The sequence below is a fragment of the Enterobacter cloacae complex sp. SHL001 genome (assembly GCF_049236825.1).
Classification (GTDB): domain Bacteria; phylum Pseudomonadota; class Gammaproteobacteria; order Enterobacterales; family Enterobacteriaceae; genus Enterobacter; species Enterobacter hormaechei_C.
Window position 1 is genome coordinate 34,257 of record NZ_JBMKIP010000013.1, and the last position, 15,407, is coordinate 49,663.

At 57.3% G+C, this 15,407-nt stretch carries 14 protein-coding genes; 5 read left to right on the forward strand and 9 right to left on the reverse strand.

Annotation, left to right across the window (positions count from 1 at the left end):
* Positions 1-33: 33 nt before the first annotated feature.
* A complete protein-coding gene (gene rmuC / locus ACOTYH_RS21225; protein WP_086524165.1) occupies positions 34-1,491 on the reverse strand; it encodes a DNA recombination protein RmuC in 1,458 nt (485 codons plus the stop codon).
* A 138-nt stretch (positions 1,492-1,629) separates the two neighbouring features.
* Entirely contained in the window at positions 1,630-2,391 is a 762-nt protein-coding gene (udp, locus tag ACOTYH_RS21230) for a uridine phosphorylase (protein WP_003860792.1), read from the reverse strand.
* A 259-nt stretch (positions 2,392-2,650) separates the two neighbouring features.
* Here udp and ACOTYH_RS21235 point away from each other — a divergent pair, with 259 nt between their 5' ends.
* Entirely contained in the window at positions 2,651-3,457 is an 807-nt protein-coding gene (locus tag ACOTYH_RS21235; protein ID WP_003860793.1) for a dienelactone hydrolase family protein, read from the forward strand.
* Positions 3,458-3,504: 47 nt separating this feature from the next.
* Here ACOTYH_RS21235 and metE read toward each other — a convergent pair whose 3' ends face one another.
* On the reverse strand, positions 3,505-5,766 hold the full coding sequence (gene metE / locus ACOTYH_RS21240) for a 5-methyltetrahydropteroyltriglutamate--homocysteine S-methyltransferase (RefSeq protein ID WP_063413367.1): 2,262 nt from the start codon (positions 5,764-5,766) through the stop codon (positions 3,505-3,507).
* Between the two features lie 116 nt (positions 5,767-5,882).
* Here metE and metR point away from each other — a divergent pair, with 116 nt between their 5' ends.
* On the forward strand, positions 5,883-6,836 hold the full coding sequence (gene metR / locus ACOTYH_RS21245; RefSeq protein WP_015570000.1) for an HTH-type transcriptional regulator MetR: 954 nt from the start codon (positions 5,883-5,885) through the stop codon (positions 6,834-6,836).
* Here the strand turns inward: metR and ACOTYH_RS21250 are convergent.
* The 3 genes from ACOTYH_RS21250 to pldB form a co-directional block, all read right to left on the reverse strand.
* Positions 6,724-7,623, reverse strand: a complete 900-nt coding sequence (locus ACOTYH_RS21250; RefSeq protein WP_023295736.1) for a carboxylate/amino acid/amine transporter — start codon at positions 7,621-7,623, stop codon at positions 6,724-6,726. The genes metR and ACOTYH_RS21250 overlap by 113 nt on opposite strands.
* Before the next feature lie 82 nt (positions 7,624-7,705).
* Positions 7,706-8,506, reverse strand: coding sequence for a sugar/pyridoxal phosphate phosphatase YigL (gene yigL / locus ACOTYH_RS21255; RefSeq protein WP_015570001.1), 801 nt, complete (start codon positions 8,504-8,506; stop codon positions 7,706-7,708).
* A gap of 31 nt (positions 8,507-8,537) precedes the next feature.
* On the reverse strand, positions 8,538-9,530 hold the full coding sequence (gene pldB / locus ACOTYH_RS21260; protein WP_015570002.1) for a lysophospholipase L2: 993 nt from the start codon (positions 9,528-9,530) through the stop codon (positions 8,538-8,540).
* A gap of 111 nt (positions 9,531-9,641) precedes the next feature.
* On the opposite strand from pldB, the gene rhtB reads away from it, so the two are divergent.
* A complete protein-coding gene (rhtB, locus tag ACOTYH_RS21265; protein ID WP_006812363.1) occupies positions 9,642-10,262 on the forward strand; it encodes a homoserine/homoserine lactone efflux protein in 621 nt (206 codons plus the stop codon).
* Here rhtB and rhtC read toward each other — a convergent pair.
* The 3 genes from rhtC to pldA form a co-directional block, all read right to left on the reverse strand.
* Complete coding sequence (rhtC, locus tag ACOTYH_RS21270) at positions 10,259-10,879, reverse strand: threonine export protein RhtC (protein WP_006179256.1); 621 nt, start codon at positions 10,877-10,879, stop codon at positions 10,259-10,261. The two genes, rhtB and rhtC, sit on opposite strands and share 4 nt — an antisense overlap.
* Before the next feature lie 61 nt (positions 10,880-10,940).
* Positions 10,941-12,770, reverse strand: a complete 1,830-nt coding sequence (recQ, locus tag ACOTYH_RS21275) for an ATP-dependent DNA helicase RecQ (protein WP_017383584.1) — start codon at positions 12,768-12,770, stop codon at positions 10,941-10,943.
* A 90-nt stretch (positions 12,771-12,860) separates the two neighbouring features.
* Entirely contained in the window at positions 12,861-13,730 is an 870-nt protein-coding gene (gene pldA, locus ACOTYH_RS21280) for a phospholipase A (RefSeq protein ID WP_003860803.1), read from the reverse strand.
* A 160-nt stretch (positions 13,731-13,890) separates the two neighbouring features.
* Here pldA and yigI point away from each other — a divergent pair, with 160 nt between their 5' ends.
* Together yigI and rarD are read left to right on the forward strand one after the other, a co-directional pair.
* Positions 13,891-14,358 carry an acyl-CoA thioesterase YigI gene (gene yigI, locus ACOTYH_RS21285; RefSeq protein ID WP_006812366.1) on the forward strand — a complete coding sequence of 156 codons (468 nt, stop codon included), beginning with the start codon at positions 13,891-13,893 and terminating at the stop codon, positions 14,356-14,358.
* Between the two features lie 51 nt (positions 14,359-14,409).
* Positions 14,410-15,306, forward strand: a complete 897-nt coding sequence (gene rarD / locus ACOTYH_RS21290) for an EamA family transporter RarD (RefSeq protein WP_017694744.1) — start codon at positions 14,410-14,412, stop codon at positions 15,304-15,306.
* Positions 15,307-15,407: the final 101 nt, after the last annotated feature.

The following is a 15,407-nucleotide window of genomic DNA, read 5'->3' on the forward strand; positions in this document are numbered from 1 at the left end:
AGTGTAACAGATTGGGCGCATTTGCCCTACGTTTCAACCACCGTGAAAGAAACGCGCCGGCTGCGCTTCGGGGGATAAACTCGCCGCTAAATCGTTGTCTTCATTGCGGCTATTTTGCTCACCGTCGCCTTCACGCAGACGAAACTCTTCGTCCTGAGCGGTAGCCTGCTCCACCAGTTCCGGATTAATCTCGCGTTTAACTTCCACCCCCAGGCTGCGAAACGCCTCCGCCTGCGCCAGCAAATTGGCACGCCCGGAGGAGAGTTTTTTCATCGCCTGGCGGTAGTTATCCTGCGCGCGATCCAGGCTTTGCCCCACCGAGGACATATCGTCCACAAACAGCCGCATTTTGTCGTACAGCTTGCTGGCGCGATCGGCAATCTGCTGCGCGTTACGGCTTTGGTGCTCATAGCGCCACAGGTTGGCAATGGTACGTAACGCCACCAGTAGCGTGGTGGGGCTGACCAGCATAATGTTATTTTTCAGCGCTTCGGTGATCAGTTCGGGCTGTCTGTCGAGCGCCAGCAGGAACGCAGGCTCGACCGGAATGAACATCAGCACATAATCCAGCGATCGCAGCCCCGGCAACTGCTGATAATCTTTTCTGCCCAACAGACGGATATGGTTACGCACGGAGGCGATGTGCTCCTGCAACGCTGTTTCGCGGGTGTAGTCATCCTCAGCGTTGAAGTAGCGCTCATAGGCCACCAGCGTCATTTTGGCGTCGATAACCACATCTTTGCCCTGTGGCAGACGAACAATGACATCCGGCTGCATCCGCGAGCGCGCATCGTTCTCAATGCTGACCTGCGTTTCGTATTCGTATCCTTCGCGCAGGCCAGAGGCCTCCAGCACGCGCGTCATGACCACTTCGCCCCAGTTTCCCTGCGCTTTGTTATCACCTTTCAGTGCGCGCGTCAGGTTAACCGCCTCCTGCGCCATCTGCGCATTCAGCTGCTGGAGATTACGAATTTCATGCGCCAGCGTGTGGCGTTCGCGGGCTTCCTGACCAAAGCTGTCCTGTACCTGACGGCGAAAGCCATCCAGCTGTTCACGCAGCGGCGTCAGCAGGCTGTTCAGGCTCTGGCGGTTCTGCTCATCCACGCGGCGATTGCTGTGCTCAAAAATGCGGTTCGCGAGGTTCTCAAACTGCTCGCTAAGACGCTGCTCGCTGTTGATCATCTGACGGATTTTGTCTTCCGCGTGCAGTTGGGTGGACTCAAGACGGGTGGTCACTTCACGGAGATCGGCCTCCAGCGAGGTATTGATATCACGCAGATTGCGCAGTTCGTTATTGAGCAGTTCGCATTCGTCGCGCCAGTGGTCACTCAGCGCAAGCTGTTGTTTCGTCGCGCTAAGTTCAGCGACGATCTCTTCGCGCTCTGCCAGCTGTTCGGCTTTCTGCTGCGCATGCTGGTAGCCGGAAATGAGCCAGCCAATCCCCACGCTCACCAGCGCAATCACTGCATAAATCAGGATTGAGATATCCACAATGCCCCCTGCATCAACGTATTACCGCACAAAATAGAATTGTGCTGTATGAACGTCCAGTTTGAAAGGGTTTTCCTGCGAGGCGTTACGCAAAAAGAAAAGGCCGAGCATGTCGGCCTTTCAGCACTGAAGAGAGAATTAGATCAGGCGGCGCGCCGCTTCAACCACGATTTTCACCGCATGGCTTTCAGTCTGCTTCATGGTTTCAGCGTTCGGGATCTCCTGCTGGGTACGGTTGACGATAACGCCCGCCACCATACCGGCACGCAGACCCTGGCTTGCGCACATGGTCAGCAGCGTCGCAGATTCCATTTCGTAGTTCATGACGCCCATCGACTGCCACTCTTCCATGGAGCCTTTGAAACGGCTCACCACGCGCCCAGAGAAGGTGTCGTAACGCTCCTGGCCCGGGTAGAAGGTATCGGAAGAGGCAGTTACGCCCACGTGGGTGGTGGCGCCCACGGACTTCGCGGCTTCAACCAGCGCGGTGGTGCATTCGAAATCGGCCACTGCCGGGAATTCCATCGGTGCAAAGTGCAGGCTTGCCCCGTCCAGACGCACGGATGCGGTGGTAACCAGCACGTCGCCCACGTTGATGTGCGGCTGAATGGCGCCTGTGGTGCCGATGCGCAGGAAAGTACGAATGCCCAGCTGCGCCAGCTCTTCAACGGCGATAGAGGTAGACGGGCCACCAATACCGGTAGAGCACACGATCACCGCTTTACCGTCCAGCTCTGCGCGCCAGGTGGTGAATTCGCGATGCGCTGCCAGCTTAACCGGCTTATCCATCAGCGCGGCGATCTTTTCCACACGCTCAGGATCGCCAGGGACGATAGCAAGCGTAGCCCCTTGTAAATCGTTTTTAGTGAGGCCGAGATGAAAAACATCAGACTTAGACATAGGTGACTCCTCTGTGGGTCGGTTTGTCAGAAGAAGTAAAACGGTACTTTACAGAAGCAATGTGCATTATTTCGTGACACACCTCACCATGAATGAAAATGATTGCAGTTAATTTCCATAAAATAGTGATTCACATCACATTAACAAGTTATATCGCCGGGTGCTGCACAAAAGATAGACGCTATAAGGCACTGTGGATTGTTAACCTGGTGTCTATATTTATCTTTGCGCTAATCCATTCATTGGTACGGAGAATGCCATGACTGAAAAAACCGGTTTTGCACCTGCTGCGGCCCCGCATGCTTCAACCATCGTCTCAACCCCTGAAGAGGCCATTACCGCAGGCGAGACCTCCATTCCCTCCCAGGGAGAGAACATGCCAGCGTACCACGCGCGGCCAAAATCTGCCGATGGCCCGCTGCCCATCGTGATCGTGGTGCAGGAAATATTTGGCGTTCATGAACATATTCGCGACCTCTGCCGCCGTCTGGCGCTGGAAGGTTACCTGGCCGTTGCGCCGGAACTCTATTTCCGTCAGGGCGATCCGAATGATTACAGCGACATCCCGACGCTGTTCAGCAACCTGGTCAGCAAAGTGCCGGACGCGCAGGTGCTGGCCGATCTCGACCACGTTGCCAGCTGGGCGGCGCGCAACGGTGGCGACCCGCACCGTCTGATGGTGACCGGCTTTTGCTGGGGCGGACGCATTAGCTGGCTGTATGCCGCGCACAATCCGCAGCTGAAAGCCGCTGTGGCCTGGTACGGTAAACTGGTGGGTGAAAAGACCCTGAACTCGCCGAAACATCCAGTTGATATCGCCACCGATTTAAATGCCCCGGTGCTAGGGCTGTATGGCGGCCAGGATACCGGCATTCCGCTTGATACCGTCGAGACCATGCGCCACGCGCTGCGGGCGGCAAACGCGAAGGCCGAAATCGTGGTGTACCCGGATGCGGGACACGCGTTTAATGCCGATTATCGTCCGAGCTATCACGCAGAATCGGCGAAAGATGGCTGGCAGAGAATGCTGGCGTGGTTCAGCCAGTACGGCGGGAAGAAAGCGTAATACAAAAAGCCCGGTGGCGGCTGCGCCAACCGGGCAATCCAGCCCCACTACGCCTGACGCAAATTCTGCGCCGCCTGCACCATGTTCGCCAGCGCCGCGCGGGTTTCAGGCCAGCCGCGAGTTTTCAGGCCGCAGTCCGGGTTTACCCACAGGCGTTCCGCCGGAATGCGCCGGGCGGCTTTTTGCAGCAGCGTTTCAATCCACTCCACGCTCGGCACGTTAGGGGAGTGAATGTCATACACACCCGGCCCGATTTCGTTCGGGTAGTCGAACTCTTCGAACGACTCCAGCAGCTCCATGTCTGAACGCGAGGTCTCGATGGTGATCACATCGGCGTCGAGCGCGGCAATGGAGTCCATGATGTCGTTAAATTCGCAGTAACACATGTGGGTGTGGATCTGCGTGTCGTCCTTCGCGACGGCCGCGTTGAGGCGGAACGCCTCCACGCCCCACGTCAGATAAGCATCCCAGTCGCTGCGACGCAGCGGCAAGCCTTCACGCAGCGCCGGTTCGTCGATCTGAATGATGCCAATCCCCGCCGCTTCCAGATCCGCCACTTCATCACGCAGCGCCAGGGCGATCTGTTTGGCGATGGTTTCCCGGGATACATCTTCACGCGGGAACGACCAGCAGAGAATGGTCACCGGCCCCGTCAGCATGCCTTTTACCGGTTTGTCGGTCAGAGACTGCGCATATTTCGCCCACTCCACGGTGATCGCTTCCGGGCGGCTGACGTCACCGATCACCACCGGCGGCTTCACGCAGCGGGAGCCGTAGCTTTGCACCCAGCCGTTCTGGGTAAAGACAAAGCCGTCCAGGTGTTCACCGAAGTATTCCACCATATCGTTACGCTCGGCCTCGCCGTGCACCAGCACGTCCAGACCCAGACGTTCCTGCTCGACGATCGCCTGTTTGATGTGCTCCGCAATGCCGGTGCGGTAGTGATTCGCATCCAGATTGCCCTTTTTGAAGTCCAGGCGCAGGCCGCGGATCTCGGTAGTCTGCGGGAAGGAGCCGATGGTTGTGGTCGGCCACGCGGGCAGGTTAAAGCGCGCACGCTGGGCTTCGGCGCGCACTTCATACGGGCTCTGGCGCTGGCTGTCCCGGGCAGTGATGGCCGCCAGACGTTTTTCCACCGCCGGGTTATGCACGCGCGTCGAGTGACGGCGCGCCTGGATCGGGGCGCTCCAGTCAGTAATCGCTGCTGTGTCGCCGCTGTTCAACGCGTCGCGCAGCAGAGCCAGCTCCTCACACTTTTGCAGGGCAAAGGCAAACCAGCTTTTCACCTCAGGGTCGAGTCGGGTCTCCACGCTCAGGTCGATCGGGCTGTGCAGCAGGGAACAGGAAGAGGCTACCCACAATTCACGTTTACCGACAATGTCCTTGATTTGTGCATATTTCCCGGTGAGATCGGCACGCCAGACGTTACGACCATTCACCAGACCGGCAGAGAGCAGCCACTCCGCAGGCAGACGCTTGTGCAACTCTGCCACATCGTCTTTGCCGTGAACGAGATCAACGTGCAGACCCTGAACCGGCAGCGCGGTAATGGTGTCGAGGTTCGGCGTTACGCCCTCGAAATAGGTGGTCAGCAGCAGCTTCACCTGGCCCGTGAGCGCGTCATACGCCGGTTTGAAGGCATCCAGCCACGCCTGCGGCAGCTCAAGCACCAGCGCCGGTTCATCGATTTGCACCCACTGAATACCGCGCTTACCCAGCTCAATCAGCACCTGCTTATAAACCGGCAGAATATCGTTCAGCAGGCTGAGGCGGTCGAACTGCTCACCTTTCACTTTGCCCAGCCACAGGTAGGTGACCGGCCCCAGCAGCACGGGTTTCACCTGGTGACCCAGCGCCAGCGCTTCGTCCACTTCATCCAGAAGCTGGGTCCAGGTCAGTTTGAACTGCTGGTCCTTAACGAACTCCGGCACCATATAGTGATAGTTAGTGTTAAACCACTTGGTCATTTCCGCCGCTGCCGCTGGCTCACCCGTTGGCGCGCGGCCACGGCCGATGCGGAACAGGGTATCGATATCCACCGATCCATCGTTGTTCTGATGACGAGCCGGCACGTTGCCAAGCAGCAGGCTGGTGGTCAGAACATGGTCGTACCAGGCGAAATCGCCCACCGGCAGCAGGTCTACGCCCGCCTGTTTTTGCTGATCCCAGTGACGCGCGCGCAGCTCGCGCCCCACCGCCAGCAGTTCTTCGCGGGTGGCGTTACCCGCCCAGTAGCTTTCTTGCGCTTTTTTCAGCTCGCGACGCAGACCAACGCGAGGGAAACCGAGAGTGTGAGTGCGGATTGTCATGGCATACCCCTTGTAGAAATTCGTTATTTAGACGTCCAGATGTTTACACTTCTATAATTGGCAGGTACTGTATATTCCTCAAGCGCAAAATGTTCATGGCGAAGTGAAGGACTTTCATGATCGAGATAAAACACCTGAAAACGCTACAAGCGTTGCGGAACTGCGGTTCTCTTGCGGCGGCAGCGGCCACGCTGCACCAGACTCAGTCTGCCCTTTCTCACCAGTTCAGCGATCTGGAACAACGCCTCGGCTTTCGTCTTTTTGTGCGTAAGAGCCAGCCTTTGCGCTTTACGCCGCAGGGCGAAATTTTGCTTCAGCTGGCGAACCAGGTGTTGCCGCAGATTGCCAGCGCGTTGCAGTCCTGCAACGAGCCGCAGCAGACCACCCTGCGCATCGCCATTGAGTGTCACAGCTGTATTCAGTGGCTGACCCCCGCGCTTGAGAACTTCCGCCAGAAGTGGCCGCAGGTGGAGATGGACTTCAAATCCGGCGTCACGTTTGATCCGCAGCCGTCGCTTCAGCAGGGTGAGCTGGATCTGGTGATGACCTCAGATATTCTGCCGCGCAGCGGTCTGCACTATTCGCCAATGTTTGATTTTGAGGTGCGTCTGGTGCTGGCCCCGGACCATCCGCTGGCCGCTAAAACGCGTATCACGCCGGAAGATCTGGCAACGGAGACGCTGCTGATTTACCCGGTACAGCGCAGTCGTCTGGATATCTGGCGCCATTTCCTGCAACCCGCGGGCATCAGCCCACAGCTGAAAAGCGTGGATAACACGCTGCTGTTAATTCAGATGGTGGCGGCCAGAATGGGGATTGCGGCGCTGCCGCACTGGGTGGTCGAGACGGTTGAACGCCAGGGTCTGGTGGTCACCAAAACTCTGGGTGAAGGACTGTGGAGCCGGCTGTACGCCGCCGTGCGTGACGGCGAGCAGCGTCAGCCGATTACGGAAGCGTTTATTCGCTCAGCGCGGAACCACGCGTGCGACCATCTTCCGTTTGTGCGGAGCGCGGAGCGACCCAGCGGCGATGTACCCACAGCGAAGCCAGGATCACCGTTCCCCCAATAAGGAAACTCGGCCAGTGCGGCTGCTCCTGCCAGATGGCGAGGTTCACCAGTAGCCCCGCCGGCACGTGCACATTGTTCATGATCCCCAGCGTCCCGGCGTCTACCTGCGTAGCGCCGTAGTTCCACATAAAATAGCCCAGCCCCGACGCCACCACGCCCAGCCAGACCAGAACGCTCCACTGCACGGAGGTGGTCGGCAGCTTTTGCGGATTGCCGAGCAGAAACCACGCCGCTACCGCGACAATCGCCGCGCCCATATAGAACCACGCAAACGCGTTATGCTGCGGCATCGGGCGGGTCTCCATCAGACGTTTGTAACCCACCATCCCGATGGCAAAGCTGATATTAGCGAGCTGGACGAACATCAGCCCGGTCCAGAAGTGATCGCTTACCTTGTCATAGCGAATAATCGCCGCGCCAATGACTGCCAGCGCAGCGCTCAGCAGATATCCCCAGCGCAAACGGCGCCTGCTGAGCAAGTCATAAATCAGCGTGATGTAGAGCGGCGTCAGCACGGTGAAGAGCAGAAATTCCGAGACGGACAGGTAAACGTAGGCCCGGAAGCTGAACAGGTACATGATGCCGAGCTGCATCGCGCCTACCAGCATGTACAGCAGTATCGTTTTTAGCGACTGCCCGCGGGTACGCAGGAACGGCAGGAACACCAGCGCCGCCAGCCCCACGCGCATCAGTACCGAGAAGTAGCTGTCGACCGATCCGGCAAGGTATTCGCCAATCAGACTAAAGGAGAAGGCCCACAGGATAGTGGTGATAATGAGTAGCGCCACAATGCTTGTCTCTCAGAAAGAAGGAGAGGCATTGTAGCGAACTCTTTAGTTGACATCTGAACAATAAACAATCAATTGAAGATTATTCAAGGAACAATTTGCGCAGATACTTAGGCACGGCGTTATCGCCGTTGGTGCCGATCACTTCCAGCTCCGGGTGCAGATCTTTCAGGCGCTGGTGCGCGTTCTGCATGATGCAGCCTTTACCCGCCATGGAGAGCATCTCGGCATCGTTCATGCCATCGCCAAAGGCGATACAGTCTTTCAGATCAAAGCCCAGCCGTTTCGCTACCGCTTCCAGCGCGTGACCTTTGGACACCCCGCCCGCCATCACTTCCAGACAGGTCAGCGTGGAGAAGCTCACGTTCACGCGGTCGCCCCAGCGGGCGTTGATCGCCTGCTCCAGCGGCAGTAACTCCTCATGATTTACACAGGTGAAGAATACCTTGCTGATCCCTTCCGGCTCCAGCAGACCCGGCTCGTACAGTGAGTACTGGAATACGGCTTCCTTGAAGAAGCGCATCTCTTCCGGGCGATGGCGGTTCATAAACCACTCGTCGTCGCGGTAAACGTTAGTCACGATATCCGGGTTGTTATGCACAATGCCGAACAAATCGGTGGCGATGTCACGATCGAGATTATGGGTAAAAATCAGGTTGCCGTCCGTGTCATGTACGCGCGCACCGTTAGAGGTGATCATGTACGACTTGATCTCCAGGTTATCGCGGATCTGTCCCACGTCCACGTGGTGGCGACCGGTGGCGAACACAAAGTTCACGCCACGGGCAGTCAGGAGTTTTAGGGTCTCTTTCGCATAAGGCGACAGGGTGTGGTCGGGGGAAAGCAGCGTGCCATCTAAATCAGATGCAACAACCTGGTACATAGGGATTTCAACCTCTGGTGGAAAACAATAATCAGTTATGCCTGTTGAAAAATTCAACAATGGCGTTGAGCGCGACTGAGCGCATAGCGTCCTTTTCAAAAAGGATCTCATGGTACGCACCGTTGATGACCAGCGGTTTACCCCCTTCACAGGGATGGCCCGCAGCGGCGCGAAGTTCACAATAGCGGTCATGCATGCGGTTATCCACCACACGCTCTTCTTCCGCCTGGATCAGGAGCGTCGGCGTGTCATCATCGCCTACGCCCGCCAGCACCTGCTCACCGGCATGAATACCTTCCCGCACCCAGTGCCAGGTGGGGCCGCCGACCCGCAGACGCGGTTCATCGGCATAAAAACGCAGGTTGCGGCGATAACGCTGCCGGCTGTGGGTTAACACGTTGATGGCAAATGGCAATGCCCGCCAGCGTCCTGTTCCGATGGCATAGCCTTCTCGAATGCGCTGATGGCCCTCAGCCCAGTCGAGAAGATGGCGCACCATCCAGTCAGGAAAACGTATCACAATGCCGTACATCGGCGCGGTCAGCGCAATGGCGTCACACTGGTGCTTATGGCGCTGCAAAAACAACGTCGAGATCGCCCCCCCCATGGAGTGGGCAAGAATATAACGCTTGCGCCACGGTCCGGGCTGCACTTCCTGCTGCCAGAACGCGGCCAGATCGTCGACGTAATCGCTGAAGTTATCCACGTGGCCGCGATGGGTATCCGGCAACATCCTGCCAGAAAGCCCCTGCCCGCGATGGTCGATAATTAACACATCAAAGCCCAGATGGAACAGGTCATACGCCAGCTCGGCATATTTGATATAGCTTTCGATGCGCCCGGGGCAGACCACAATCACCCGGTCATTTTTTTCATCACGGAAACGAACGAAGCGTACCGGGATTTCCCCGACGCCCATAAACTCATCTTCCTCACGCTGGCGCCAGAAATCGGTCAGCGGCCCCATGGAGAAAGCAGCAAATGCGTTTTCTCGTGTTTCCCAGTCCTTTTTCTGCTGAAACATTGGGTTTCCACCCCCCGTAATTCAGGGAATATCGTTTTTTTCGTCACCGGTCACAAAATGACTCAACAATAGCGTATTGTGGCATAAAAACAGACGATCCGGGAGTTTCAAATGACCTTCGAATGGTGGTTCGCCTACCTGCTGACATCCATCATCCTCAGCCTTTCACCTGGCTCGGGCGCAATCAACACCATGACCACCTCCATTAATCACGGCTATCGCGGCGCGGCGGCGTCAATCGCCGGTTTACAGACCGGGCTTGGCATTCATATTGTGCTGGTGGGGATTGGTCTGGGCACGCTGTTCTCCCGTTCGGTGCTGGCCTTCGAGGTGCTGAAATGGGCTGGCGCAGCGTATCTTATCTGGCTGGGTATTCAGCAGTGGCGCGCCGCAGGCTCGATTGATCTGCATACGCTCTCCCGGACGCAAACACGCGGCCACCTGTTTAAACGCGCGGTGTTCGTTAACCTGACCAACCCGAAAAGCATCGTGTTCCTCGCCGCCCTGTTCCCGCAGTTTATCGTGCCGCATCAGCCACAGGTGATGCAGTACGTGGTGCTGGGCGCGACCACCATTATTGTCGATATCATTGTGATGATTGGTTACGCGACGCTAGCGCAGCGAATTGCGGCGTGGATCAAAGGGCCTAAACAGATGAAGGCCCTGAACAAAGTCTTTGGTTCGCTGTTTATGCTGGTTGGCGCGCTGCTTGCGTCAGCGCGTCATGCTTAGCGAGAAATGATGAGATGAATGCCGAAGCCGGCGAACAGCGCGCCGGCAAAGCCGTCGATCCACTTCGCGATGCGCTGGTAGCCGCGACGCATCGCCGGTAAGGCAAACAGGCTTGCCACAACGGTAAACCAGGCGAACGTCTCAACAACGATCAGCAGAAAGATCCCCCAGCGCGCGCCCGCGCCGACGTTATCCCCTACAAACAGCGAGAACACAGAGCCGAAGTAGATAATCGCTTTCGGGTTCGCCAGGTTGGTCAGCAGCCCTTTCACAAAGCTACGGCCGCCCGTTGCCAGCTCAACCTTTGGCTCTTCCGGCTTTTTCTCTTCTTTCTTCAGCGCCCCGCGCAGCATCTGGTAGCCCATCCAGCACAGGTACAGACCGCCGCCGACCATGATGATGTTATGCAGCCACGCCATTTTCGCCAGGATCAGGTTCAGACCGAGCAGCGCAACCGCCGCCCAGACCATGACGCCCATGGTAATACCGAGCACACCCATCATTGCCTCTTTGCGGGAGCGGCTGACGGCCGTTTGTGACACGAAGAAAAAGTCAGGGCCAGGGCTCATCAGCGCAACGATGTGCACTAACGCCACGGTGAGAAATAGCATTAACATAATTAGCTCGCGGGGAAATAATACAGTGAGTCACCATCCTGGCACTTTTTCGCCCGGCTGACTACTCCTCATCATCACCATCAGCGTGGGAACGGATGAGCGCCATAAACTCTTTACCAAAGCGCTCCAGCTTACGCGTGCCGACGCCGTTGACGCTGAGCATCTCGCTGGCGCTGAGCGGCATTTGCTCGGCCATCTCGATAAGCGTCGCGTCGTTGAACACCACGTATGGCGGGATGTTCTCTTCATCCGCAATGGCTTTACGCAGCTTACGCAGCTTGGCGAACAGCTTGCGATCGTAGTTACCGCCGTAGGATTTCTGCATCACGCGCGGCTTCAGGGCGACAACGCGCGGAACGGCGAGCTTCAGTTCAACCTCGCCACGCAGGACCGGTCGCGCCGCTTCGGTCAGCTGAAGCGCAGAGTGCTGGGCAATGTTCTGCGTGGCAAAGCCGAGATGGATCAGCTGGCGGATGATACTCACCCAGTGCTCGTGGCTCTGGTCTTTCCCGATGCCATAAACCGGCAGTTTGTCGTGACCCATATCGCGGATACGCTGGTTGTTAGCCCCGCGCAGCACTTCAACGACGTAGCCCATCCCGAAGCGCTGGTTCACGCGTCCGATAGTCGAGAGCGCTTTGCGCGCGTCCATCAGGCCATCGTACTGCTTCGGCGGGTCGAGGCAGATATCGCAGTTGCCGCACGGTGCCTGACGCCCTTCACCAAAGTAGTTGAGCAGCACCAGACGGCGGCAGGTTTGCGCTTCGGCGAAGGCCCCCATCGCGTTAAGCTTGTGCCGTTCGATATCCTGCAACTGCCCCTGCGGTTTCTCCTCGAGACAGCGGCGCAGCCACGCCATATCCGCCGGATCGTAAAACAGCATCGCTTCCGCAGGCAGGCCGTCACGCCCGGCGCGGCCGGTTTCCTGATAGTAGGATTCGATATTGCGCGGAATGTCGAAATGCACCACAAAGCGCACGTTGGGCTTGTTGATCCCCATCCCGAACGCCACCGTTGCGACCACGATTTGCAGGTCGTCGCGCTGGAATTTCTCCTGCACGTCGGCGCGGATATGGTTCTCCAGCCCGGCGTGATAGGCCGCGGCGCTAAAGCCACGGTTTTGCAGACGCGCGGCGGTGTCTTCCACCTTCGCCCGGCTGTTGCAGTAGATGATGCCGGACTTTCCGCGCTGCTCCTGCACGTAGCGTAAGAGCTGATCCAGCGGCTTGAACTTCTCCATCAGCATATAGCGGATGTTCGGGCGGTCGAAGCTGCTGACCTGAATATACGGGTCGTTCAGCCCCAGCAGGCGAACGATGTCCTGACGCGTGGTGTCGTCCGCCGTGGCGGTAAGCGCCATAAACGGCAGCTCGGGGAAGCGCTGACGAAGCTGGCCAAGCGCGGCGTATTCCGGGCGGAAATCGTGCCCCCACTGGGAGATACAGTGCGCTTCATCCACTGCCAGCAGCACCGGATTCCAGTGCGCCAGATGATCGAGGAAGTTGTCCAGCATCAGGCGTTCTGGCGCGATATACAGCAGGCGGATCTGCCCGGTGCGGCACCCGGCCATTACCTCTTGCTGTTGCTCGCGGGTCTGCGTCGAGTTCAGGCAGGCCGCCGCCACGCCGTTGGCAAGCAGCTGGTCGACCTGGTCTTTCATCAGGGAAATAAGGGGCGATACCACGACCGTCAGGCCATTAAGCACCAGCGCGGGCACCTGATAGCAGAGCGATTTACCGCCGCCGGTCGGCATGACCACCAGGCAATCGCGGCCTTCCAGCACGGTTTCAATGATGGTTTCCTGGCCAGGACGGAACTGCTGGTAGCCAAAGGTTTCCTGCAAAACCTGTTTAGCCAGCGATTCCTGATTCAATACTTCCGCCTGCGCCACGTTAACCCCATATGCCAGAAATGAAACAGGCGCTATTTTCAGCGCCTGAGAGAGAAACTTCAACGTTTAACGCAAAAACATTCGAGCAGCTTAGAAAATATCGTTCAGCATGACGCCCACACCGACGCGGGTCTGATTGAAATTGTAGTCGATCAGCGATTCGCCATACCCGCTATACACCTGAGTATAAAGACGAACGTGTTTCGTTACCGGGTAGCTCAGGCCCAGCTCTGCACCGCCGTAGCCGGTATTCCAGTTGTACTGGCCTTTGGCGCTCAGCACCGCGTCACCCAGCTGATAGCCCACTTTAAGCTGATAGTAGCCCATATATTTGGTGATATCCGGGTTGTCATCGGTGCTGCCCACCACGTACCACGGCTTCACTTCCACCATGAAATTGCCGTTCTGCGCCATCAGACGCGTATAGATGCGGTTCCAGCTGCGTGAGGTTGGGTCGGAACGACCGTTAGAATCGTGGTTATAGCCCACCTCCACGTCTCGCAGCGTCCAGCCTGCAAACTCATAATCGGTGGCGAAACCGAGGAACAGCTGCGGTTCATAGTTGGTTTCGCGGAACGGTGAAGATTCCCCGCTGTTGGAGAGCTGCCACCATGACTTCTGCGTGTAAGACGCGCCAAGCACCGAGTTCGGCCCCAGGATGCCGCGCCAGAACGGGAAGGCGAGGCTGAGCTGGAACTTCACCTCATCTTTACGCGCATTATCAGACCAGTTATAGGAGCTTATCGCCTCTTTGTTGAGATCGCTGGTCTGGGTGTAGATCACGTAGTTTGTATCATAAGGGTACAGCGTGAACGGATTGTCATGCTCCTGAAGCATATTGGCGATGATGCTGCCCTTAACGGCAGGTTTATCATGCACCTCTTTGATCGTCGCTTCCTGCGCATATGCTGTGAGGGGCAGCGCAACCGCCGCCAGTAACCAACCCAGATACGTCCGCATCGGTGGTGTTCTCCTGAAATGGTGACATTTAATGAATAGTTTTGTCCGGGCATTCTACAGACTTCTGCGATAACTTCCGCTTCCTCGTTTCTTAAAGTGGCATTCCTTTATCCCGAAGCATAAAATCAACATTTTGTTAACAACAAGGATGCCACGTCAGATGTCAGCCACACTCACCGCCGAAGAAACCTTAAAGCTCGTGGGCGAGATTTTTGTGTACCACATGCCGTTCAACCGTGCACTGGGTCTTGAGCTGGAGCGATACGAAAAAGACTTCGCTCAGCTGAGTTTCAATAATCAGCCAATGATGGTCGGTAACTGGGCGCAAAGCATTTTGCACGGCGGGGTCATTGCCTCCGCGCTGGACGTGGCGGCCGGTCTGGTGTGCGTGGGCAGCACGCTGACGCGCCATGACACCATCAACGAAGATGAGTTACGCCAGCGCCTGTCGCGCATGGGCACCATCGATTTACGCGTCGACTACCTGCGTCCGGGACGCGGAAACCGCTTCACCTGCACCAGCAGCCTGCTGCGCGCCGGGAATAAAGTTGCCGTCGCCCGCGTTGAGCTGCATAACGAGGAGCAGGTTTATATCGCCAGCGCAACCGCCACTTATATGGTGGGTTGAGACGGCAAATTCGGGTAAAATTACTTCACTTTTTTGTAACGGATTTTACCGATGGATGCTAAACAGACGCGGCAGGGCGTTTTACTCGCCCTTGCCGCTTATTTTATTTGGGGTATCGCACCGGCGTACTTCAAACTTATCGCCTATGTCCCGGCGGACGAGATCCTCACTCACCGCGTCATCTGGTCCTTTTTCTTCATGATTGCGCTGATGAGTATCAGCCGTCAGTGGTCAGGCGTCAAAACGCTGCTGAAAACCCCGAAGAAGGTCTTCCTGCTCGCTCTCTCTGCGGTGCTGATTGGCGGAAACTGGCTGCTGTTTATCTGGGCGGTGAATAACCATCACATGCTCGAAGCCAGCCTGGGCTACTTTATTAACCCGCTGGTCAATATTTTGCTGGGGATGATTTTCCTTGGTGAGCGCTTTCGCCGGATGCAGTGGGTGGCGGTGATTCTGGCCTTCTGCGGCGTGCTGGTACAGCTGTGGACCTTCGGCTCACTGCCGGTTATCGCCCTGGGGCTGGCGTTCAGCTTTGCCTTCTACGGCCTGGTGCGTAAAAAAATTGCCGTGGAAGCGCAGACGGGAATGCTGTTTGAAACCCTGTGGCTGCTGCCTGTCGCCGCGATCTACCTGTTCGGTATTGCCGACAGCGCCACCAGCCACATGGGCAGCAATCCATGGTCGCTGAACCTGATGCTGATGGCCGCGGGCGTGGTCACGACGATCCCCCTGCTGTGCTTCACCGGCGCGGCAACGCGTCTGCGCCTCTCCACGCTGGGCTTCTTCCAGTACATTGGCCCGACGCTGATGTTCCTGCTGGCGGTGGTGTTTTACGGCGAGGTGCCGGGTGCGGATAAGATGGTGACGTTCGCCTTTATCTGGGTGGCGCTGGCCATCTTTGTTGCGGATGCGATTTATACCCAGCGCAGGGTGCGCAAAGGGCTGTGATGTTGCCCTCACCCTAACCCTCTCCCACAGGGGAGAGGGTTCCCCAGTAATTTGAAAGCAAAAGCTATAACGTTGCCTCAGAATAACTGAGGGCTTTCAGC

Bases quoted from the DNA above. Each gene is read 5' to 3' on its own strand.
- udp (WP_003860792.1), bottom strand. From the start codon at position 2,391: ATGTCTAAGTCTGATGTTTTTCATCTCGGCCTCACTAAAAACGATTTA.
- ACOTYH_RS21235 (WP_003860793.1), top strand. From the start codon at position 2,651: ATGACTGAAAAAACCGGTTTTGCACCTGCTGCGGCCCCGCATGCTTCA.
- metE (WP_063413367.1), bottom strand. From the start codon at position 5,766: ATGACAATCCGCACTCACACTCTCGGTTTCCCTCGCGTTGGTCTGCGT.
- metR (WP_015570000.1), top strand. From the start codon at position 5,883: ATGATCGAGATAAAACACCTGAAAACGCTACAAGCGTTGCGGAACTGC.
- yigL (WP_015570001.1), bottom strand. From the start codon at position 8,506: ATGTACCAGGTTGTTGCATCTGATTTAGATGGCACGCTGCTTTCCCCC.
- pldB (WP_015570002.1), bottom strand. From the start codon at position 9,530: ATGTTTCAGCAGAAAAAGGACTGGGAAACACGAGAAAACGCATTTGCT.
- rhtB (WP_006812363.1), top strand. From the start codon at position 9,642: ATGACCTTCGAATGGTGGTTCGCCTACCTGCTGACATCCATCATCCTC.
- rhtC (WP_006179256.1), bottom strand. From the start codon at position 10,879: ATGTTAATGCTATTTCTCACCGTGGCGTTAGTGCACATCGTTGCGCTG.
- pldA (WP_003860803.1), bottom strand. From the start codon at position 13,730: ATGCGGACGTATCTGGGTTGGTTACTGGCGGCGGTTGCGCTGCCCCTC.
- yigI (WP_006812366.1), top strand. From the start codon at position 13,891: ATGTCAGCCACACTCACCGCCGAAGAAACCTTAAAGCTCGTGGGCGAG.
- rarD (WP_017694744.1), top strand. From the start codon at position 14,410: ATGGATGCTAAACAGACGCGGCAGGGCGTTTTACTCGCCCTTGCCGCT.